The 7297-nt window shown below is 41.4% G+C and carries 6 protein-coding genes; 5 read left to right on the top strand and 1 reads right to left on the bottom strand.

Features of this window, described 5'->3' with window-relative positions; genetic code table 11:
• Positions 1–70: 70 nt before the first annotated feature.
• A complete protein-coding gene (locus tag FH976_RS04730; RefSeq protein WP_194089764.1) occupies positions 71–1252 on the bottom strand; it encodes a 2-octaprenyl-3-methyl-6-methoxy-1,4-benzoquinol hydroxylase in 1182 nt (393 codons plus the stop codon).
• A 268-nt stretch (positions 1253–1520) separates the two neighbouring features.
• On the opposite strand from FH976_RS04730, the gene miaB reads away from it, so the two are divergent.
• From miaB to lnt, 5 genes are all read left to right on the top strand, one after another.
• Entirely contained in the window at positions 1521–2945 is a 1425-nt protein-coding gene (gene miaB / locus FH976_RS04725) for a tRNA (N6-isopentenyl adenosine(37)-C2)-methylthiotransferase MiaB (RefSeq protein ID WP_194089763.1), read from the top strand.
• A 70-nt stretch (positions 2946–3015) separates the two neighbouring features.
• Positions 3016–4152 carry a PhoH family protein gene (locus FH976_RS04720; protein WP_194089762.1) on the top strand — a complete coding sequence of 379 codons (1137 nt, stop codon included), beginning with the start codon at positions 3016–3018 and terminating at the stop codon, positions 4150–4152.
• 8 nt (positions 4153–4160) lie between these two features.
• The gene (ybeY, locus tag FH976_RS04715; RefSeq protein WP_194089761.1) at positions 4161–4625 is read left to right on the top strand and encodes an rRNA maturation RNase YbeY; all 465 of its coding nucleotides are present in this window, start codon (positions 4161–4163) and stop codon (positions 4623–4625) included.
• A gap of 124 nt (positions 4626–4749) precedes the next feature.
• A complete protein-coding gene (gene corC, locus FH976_RS04710) occupies positions 4750–5658 on the top strand; it encodes a CNNM family magnesium/cobalt transport protein CorC (protein ID WP_194089760.1) in 909 nt (302 codons plus the stop codon).
• A gap of 21 nt (positions 5659–5679) precedes the next feature.
• Positions 5680–7188, top strand: a complete 1509-nt coding sequence (gene lnt, locus FH976_RS04705) for an apolipoprotein N-acyltransferase (RefSeq protein WP_194089759.1) — start codon at positions 5680–5682, stop codon at positions 7186–7188.
• Positions 7189–7297: the final 109 nt, after the last annotated feature.

The raw sequence follows: 7297 nt of genomic DNA, 5'->3' as shown, positions 1-7297 counted from the left end.
TGCCGGTATGTATAAAGTTCGGTGATTGGATATAAAAGGGATGGCTTACTAATTCAGCGAGTGAATTAATTTATAAACCTAATGCATATTTAAGGACTTGCTTTTTTATATCCCCAGAATGCTGCGCAACTTTTAGCGCAGCATTACGAATAAATTTTAATGGCGTAATATCATTGCTAAACGTCGTATAAAAAAAATCCATTCCCGTTTGCATGATTAAGTTATCTGTACGGCGGCATTTTTGGTAGTCAATAAAAGCCTGCTCCGACTCTAAGCCTTTATCGGCAATCGTTTCAAGTAACATCCATACATCTTTAAAGCCAAGATTTACTCCTTGCCCCGCCAATGGATTAATCGTATGAGCAGAATCTCCGACTAACACACAACGTTTAGCAAAATACTTCTGAGCATGACGACGAGTTAATGGAAATGAACCCGATTGCAACACGTTAATATCACCTAATTCAGCAGGAAAGTGGTTCAATACTTCTTCACGCAGCTTATCTAATGACAGATTTTGTAATTGTCTGATTCGTTTTGGTGAATCATACCAAACTAACGAACCCTGCTCTCGTCCATTAGCAAGTGGGGCTAATGGCAAAAATGAACGTGGTCCATTCGGCGTAAACCATTGCCATGTTGTATCACGCAAGATTTGATTATCTTGAGATGGCAGTTCGACATTAATCAGCATGCAGCGCTGGCGGTAATCCCAGGCAGTCACACCAATATTCGCTTGCTGACGTACTTTAGAATTAGCGCCATCCGCACCCACCACCCACAGAGCATCAAGTGTTTTTCCTGATGATAAGACGACTTGATTATACGATTCATGAAACTCAATATAATCAAGACTATCAGGACAAAACAATTCTAGATTAGAGTGTTGCTCAAATTCCTCCCACAAGCCTAGCTGCAACAATCGATTTTCGACCATATAACCTAACTTATCTAAATTCAGGTCATGGGCGTGAAAACGAATGCGACACTCAGAATTTTCCCAAGTCTCTAAACCGAGGTAAGGCAGTACCCTTTTAGACTTGATATTTGGCCAAGCGCCAAGCTGTTGCAATAAATCAACCGATGCTGTTGAAATAGCGGAAACCCGTAAATCCATTGACTGAGAAGCCTCAAAGAACATCGGCTTCAGCCCTTCCACCAACGCAACACGTTTTTTTTGTTTCGCAAGGCCAAGTGCAACGGCTGCACCGACCATACCACCACCAATCACAACAACATCAAACTGAGACATATACACTACCATTCGCTATTTTTTTCTATTCTACTTATTTCACCGGCATTTTCCGCTATCTCATTCAAATTATTCTGATTCCAAAATAAATAAACCCACAATAAAAATACGTCAAACTCCCATATTGCGCTTAGACCTAGTCAGCTGAGATTTAAAGCAGTACAATACGCGGCTTGCTAGATTAGCGCAGCTGTTGCAATGTTAATCTGCACAATTATGATGAGCAAAAGCTCAACCCAAACCTGATTTAATACGAGCGAATGTGATAATGAGTAAGAAACTGCTAATTAAAACTTGGGGCTGTCAGATGAACGAATACGATTCATCTAAAATGGCCGATTTACTAGGTGCCGCAAATGGATATGAGCTAACCGAAGATCCAGCGGAAGCAGATGTATTACTCCTTAATACCTGTTCGATTCGTGAGAAAGCACAAGAAAAAGTTTTCCACCAGCTTGGTCGCTGGAAAACATTAAAAGATAAAAAGGAAGGCGTTATTATTGGTGTGGGCGGTTGTGTCGCGACCCAAGAAGGTGCTCATATTCGCCACCGCGCGCCTTATGTTGACGTTATTTTTGGCCCACAAACATTGCACCGTTTGCCGGAGATGATCAAACAATCTCAATCTAAATCTGGTCCTGTTATGGATATTTCTTTCCCAGAGATTGAAAAATTCGATAATTTGCCAGAGCCAAAAGCAGAAGGCCCAACCGCTTACGTTTCGATCATGGAAGGTTGTTCAAAATACTGTACTTACTGTGTGGTTCCTTATACACGCGGTGAAGAAGTCAGCCGCCCAATGGATGATGTACTATTTGAAGTTGCCCAACTTGCCGAGCAAGGCGTTCGTGAAATCCATTTACTTGGCCAAAACGTAAATGCTTATCGAGGACCAACCTTTGATGGCGAGATCTGTTCATTCTCTGAATTACTTCGTCTAATAGCCTCTATTGATGGTGTGGATCGTCTTCGCTTTACCACAAGCCACCCATTAGAATTTACCGATGATATTATCGCTGTTTATGAAGATACACCTGAACTAGTAAGCTTTTTGCACTTACCGGTTCAAAGTGGATCAGACCGTATTCTAACTATGATGAAGCGTCCGCATACGGCTATCGAATATAAATCAATTATTCGCAAGTTACGTAAAGCACGCCCTGGCATTCAGATCAGCTCTGACTTTATTGTTGGCTTCCCTGGTGAATCGAAACAAGATTTTGCTGATACCATGAAGCTTATCAAAGAGGTTGATTTTGATATGAGCTTTAGCTTTGTCTTCTCACCACGCCCAGGCACACCAGCCGCTGATTATCCTTGTGATACTCCGGAACAAGAGAAGAAAGACAGATTGTATGAGCTGCAACAACAAATAAACACTCAAGCTATGCGATACTCTCGTTTGATGTTAGGTACAACACAACGCATTCTAGTTGAGGGACCATCGAAAAAAGATCTGATGCAACTTAGTGGACGTACTGAAAATAGCCGTGTCGTTAACTTCGAGGGTTCACCGAACCTGATTGGTCAGTTTGTTGATGTGGAAATCACAGAAGTACTACCAAACTCACTGCGCGGTATATTAGTACGCACAGAAGCTGAAATGGGTTTACGTTCTGCAGTGTCTCCAGCAGAAATGATCAAAAAAACACGTAAAGAAGATGATTTAGGGGTTGTGACTTTCGTTCCTTAACTCCATATCCTTCTATAATTAAGCTAATAGCGGTTCAAATTATTGAACCGCTAACTTTGAGAGGGACACTGTGAGCAATAAAATCGTCACGCTTGAAATCAACTTAGAACCTTCCGATAACCGCAGACTCTCTAGTTTATGCGGCCCTTTTGATGACAATATCAAACATCTTGAACGTAGATTAGGCGTTGAGATCAACCATCGTGGAAATTTTTTCACTATTATGGGTAAACCTCATACTGCCGCCGCGGGTCTAGATATTCTTAAAGATCTATATGTAGACACCTCACCTATTCGTGGTGAGATCCAAGATATTGAACCTGAAAAAATCCATCTTGCAGTAAAAGAGTCTGGCATTTTAGAGCAGCAGCAAGAACAAGTGATCGAATACGGCAAAGAAGTCTTTATCAAAACAAAAAAAGGTATTATCAAACCACGTACACCTAACCAAGGGCAGTATTTGGTCAATATCGTTACCCATGACATTACTTTTGGTATTGGCCCAGCTGGTACAGGTAAAACCTACCTTGCTGTTGCCGCGGCAGTTGATGCGCTTGAACGCCAAGAAATTAGCCGGATCCTATTAACCCGCCCTGCAGTTGAAGCAGGAGAAAAACTGGGTTTCTTACCGGGGGACTTGAGCCAAAAAGTTGATCCATATCTTCGCCCTTTATACGATGCATTGTTTGAAATGCTTGGCTTTGAAAAGGTTGAAAAACTCATTGAGCGTAATGTCATTGAAGTCGCTCCTCTTGCCTATATGCGAGGACGGACTTTAAATGATGCTTTTATCATTTTAGATGAAAGCCAAAATACAACGGTTGAACAAATGAAAATGTTCTTAACACGTATTGGCTTTAATTCTCGTGCTGTGATCACCGGAGATGTGACGCAGATTGACTTGCCTCGTGGTGCTCGTTCCGGTCTTCGTCATGCTGTAGAAGTGTTATCTGAAGTAGATGAAATCAGTTTTAATTTCTTTGTTGCTGATGATGTAGTCCGTCATCCTGTTGTCGCTCGCATTGTTAATGCCTATGAAAAATGGGAAAGCAAAGATCAAAAAGAGCGCCAGCTTACCGAACAGCGTCATCGTAAAGAACGAGAACAGCGAGAAGCACAAACTGCCGCTATTTTTAATAATACCAAAACGACTATTGAGACGGATTCAAATATTGAGTCTCAAGTACAACCAAAAACAAAGGATTAGACTATCTCATGAGCATTGAACTCGATCTTCAAATCGTAGTCAAAAATGACGATGCCTTGCCGAGTCAAGATCAATTCCAACAGTGGTTAGATGCGGTTATTCCATTATTTCAACCCCAAGCGGAAGTCACTATTCGTATTGTTGAAACGGATGAAAGCCAGCAATTAAATCGTGACTATCGCGGAAAAGATAAACCCACTAATGTGTTATCTTTTCCATTTGAAGCACCACCAGAGGTCAAAATCGACTTATTAGGCGATTTAATCATATGCCAACAAGTGGTGGAAAAAGAAGCAGTCGAACAAAATAAACCACTTAATGCCCATTGGGCACATATGGTTATACATGGCTCACTTCATCTGTTAGGTTATGACCATATGGAAGATGAAGAAGCCGAAGAGATGGAAAGCATCGAAACTGAAATCATGCAAAAACTTGGCTTTGATGATCCTTATATCTCTGAAAAAGAGTAAACTACCGTATCTCGTATAGAATCTATTTTGTGATCCAAGATTACCTTTTTGCGCCACTAAATACCCTATACGAGCCACGTAAAGCGCGCTATCCGCTGTTGATAGTAATAACTAAAGAGTAGACATGAACAATGATAACTCACCTTCTCATTCAGAAGGTAAGAACGACAAACCTGAAGGTCCCAGTAGAAAGTCCTTCTTCGACCGTTTAGCTCAATTATTTCAAGGTGATCCCAAAGATCGTCAAGAGCTTGTGGAAGTGTTCCGTGATTCAGAAGAAAACGATTTAATCGATCCTGACACACGAGATATGCTTGAAGGAGTGATGGAAATTTCAGAAATGCGCGTACGGGATATTATGATCCCACGTTCCCAAATGGTCACTATCAGTCGTGACTATAACTTGGATTCTCTTGCAACATTAATTATCGACGCTACCCACTCTCGCTACCCTGTTATCAATGAAGATAAAGATCACGTTGAAGGCATATTATTAGCGAAAGATTTACTGCGTTACTTAGTATCAGACAGCACACCATTCACCCTTAGTGAAGTGGTTCGCCCAGCAGTGGTCGTGCCAGAAAGTAAACGTGTTGATCGATTACTGAAAGAATTCCGAGAAGAACGTTATCACATGGCTATTGTGGTCGATGAATTTGGTGGCGTTTCCGGCCTAGTTACCATTGAAGATATCTTAGAAGAAATCGTTGGCGAAATTGAAGATGAGTTTGATGATGAAGAAAGCGCCGATATCCGCCAACTTAATAGACACACTTTTTCAGTAAAAGCCCTCACGGACATAGATGATTTTAACGATGTCTTTAATACAAATTACAGTGATGAAGAAGTTGATACTATCGGTGGCTTAGTGATGATTAATTTTGGTCACTTGCCTGAACGTGGCGAATCAGTGGAAATTGATGGCTATACTTTTAAAGTGACCGCCTGTGATAACCGCCGAGTAAATCAACTCCAAGTTACGATTCCAAATAACTCAGAAGTAAATATTGAACCTGAGCACGCGAATCCTTAGATAGTAGAAGTCATATCACGAATGAATAATTCTTTTCTTCTGCGCATAGGGCGGCCTCTTTTGGCCGCTTTTATTGGCGCATTGACCACCCTTGCTTTTGCCCCTTTTAGTTATTGGCCTATAGCACTTGTCAGCCCTTTTTTACTCCTCCTACTTCTCAATAAACAATCCGCTAAAGCGGGTGCTTGGATCGCTTTCGCTTGGGGGTTAGGACAATTTAGTACTGGCATTAATTGGGTTCACGTCAGTATTGATACTTTTGGTGGACTGCCCAAGCCTGCCAGTGTTTTTTTAATGACATTATTGGTTTCTTACCTTGCCATTTATCCGGCTTTATTTGGTGGCTTACTGAACCGTTTTTTCCCACAAACTAACCGCCGTCGATTATTGATCGCGGCTCCTATTTTATGGTTAATAACCGATTGGCTACGCGGCTGGGTATTCACGGGCTTTCCTTGGCTATGGCTTGGATACAGTCAAATAGATAGTCCGCTGAGTAGCTTTGCTCCTGTCTCAGGTGTTGAAGCGATCACCTTAATGATCTGGCTGATTGCTGGCAGTGTGAGCTATTCTTTATTGTGTAAAAAATGGCAATACCTTTGTATTCCAGTTGGGGTTTTTGCTTTAAGTTATGGGTTAAATAAAATTCAGTGGGTTACACCCAACCCTGATACAAAAACCTCATTTGCTCTTATTCAAGGTAATATTGATCAAAAGAAAAAATGGCTACCAAGTCATCGCTGGCCAACGCTGATGAAATATACAGATATGAGCCGTGAAAACTGGAAAGCCGATATTGTTATCTGGCCCGAAGCTGCTATTCCAGCCTTAGAATCCGACTTACCGGCTTTCTTGAAAAATCTAGATACAGCCGCACGTAATAATGATACAGCGCTGATAACCGGCGTGCTGTCACAAGACGATTTAGGGCATTTTTACAATAATATATTAACGTTAGGCAAGGATGACCAAGGTCCATACAATTACGATACTGCCAAGCGTTACAGTAAACACCACTTGCTACCTTTTGGTGAGTTTGTTCCTTTTGGTGATTTATTACGCCCAATCGCACCTTTCTTTAATTTACCCATGTCTTCCTTTCAACGTGGCGCCTTTATTCAACCCAACCTTATTGCCAATGGTCGTCACCTATTAGCGGCTCTATGCTATGAAATTATTTTCAGTGAGCAAGTTAGGCAAAATGTTACTGATGATACGGATTTCATTCTGACCTTATCTAATGATGCTTGGTTTGGGGACTCTATTGGTCCAATACAACATATGGAAATCGCTCGTATGCGAGCTTTAGAGCTTGGTAAACCATTAATCCGTGCAACCAATAACGGTATTACGGCAGTCACGGATTACAAGGGCCATATAGCGAAAAAAATACCACAGTTTCAAACCGCCGTCTTGAATGCGGAGGTAACGTCAACGACAGGCAACACTCCTTATCGCTCTTTAGGCTCTTGGCTGCTGTATTTATGGTCGGCTGTAGGGTTTATCTTTATATGGTCAAAACGAAGCTAGAGATCAATCATCTCGATCAGCACTTGTAAACTTATTACGATGTAATCAAAAAGGTGGCGTATCACTCAAGATACGCCACCTTTTTATCTATCAACATCCGTTATTTTAC

The organism is Vibrio hibernica, assembly GCF_015223435.1.
Taxonomy (GTDB): domain Bacteria; phylum Pseudomonadota; class Gammaproteobacteria; order Enterobacterales; family Vibrionaceae; genus Vibrio; species Vibrio hibernica.
The sequence above is the reverse complement of the archived record's forward strand: the minus strand, read 5'-3'. Positions and strand labels throughout refer to the sequence as shown.